This is a genomic window from Thauera sp. ZXT1-4 (assembly GCF_052598215.2).
Genome location: NZ_JBQWSN020000128.1, coordinates 1 through 669 on the forward strand (window position 1 = coordinate 1; position 669 = coordinate 669).

General features: G+C 59.9%; 2 protein-coding genes. One reads left to right on the forward strand and one right to left on the reverse strand.

The window, feature by feature from the left end; translation table 11 throughout:
- Positions 1 to 140 (forward strand): DsbA family protein (locus ACUH78_RS19455; RefSeq protein ID WP_510497625.1); only part of this gene is annotated, 140 nt, incomplete at its 5' end.
- A 129-nt stretch (positions 141 to 269) separates the two neighbouring features.
- Here the strand turns inward: ACUH78_RS19455 and ACUH78_RS19460 are convergent.
- On the reverse strand, positions 270 to 669 hold a 400-nt coding region (locus ACUH78_RS19460; RefSeq protein ID WP_510497624.1), incomplete at its 5' end, for a hypothetical protein.

Here is a 669-nt window from a genome sequence, read left to right on the forward strand (position 1 = left end):
CGCAGGACATCGAGGATCTGACCGCGTTGCAGGTCAGCAAGACGCCGACCTTCTTTGTCAACGGACGCAGTCTGCCCAGCTTCGGTCCGGAACAACTCACACGCCTCGTGGCCGAGGAAGTGGGGAAATTACAGCGGTGATCGAAGCGTTCGGGCTCGCTGGCCTGCTTTCCGTGATAGCAGCGGCCGCAAACCGGGGGCGAGCTTTACAGGCACGACTCCGGTTTGCCCGAGAACAAAACGCAGATGAGCTCGACCGATCCGAGCAAATCAGGAACTACGTTTCGGGATCGCTGCCGTGCAGTCCCTGAAGTTCACGTAAACCTTGTCCCCCACCTGCAACTTCGGCTCAGCTGGCAGCCTCGCAGTCCGCGCATACGGATGGCCGTTGCGTTTGAACGCGATTGTCACGTAGGTGACGTTACTTGCCTCTCCGACTGTCTCATCTCTGCAGTCATAGAACGATGGCCGTTGAAGCTCTTTGCCCAAGCCGATCTCGACGACAGTACCTTTGCGCCAGCCATCGCCCTGCGCGTACTTATCTTCATACACGACGGCGGCCGCACATCCGGTCAAGCCACCAGCGACGACCAAGGCCAGTCCTGGCCCAATCAATGCTTTCATCTTGCTACCGCCGAGCGCCTGAGGTGACCGCCTGCGCGCCGTTGCC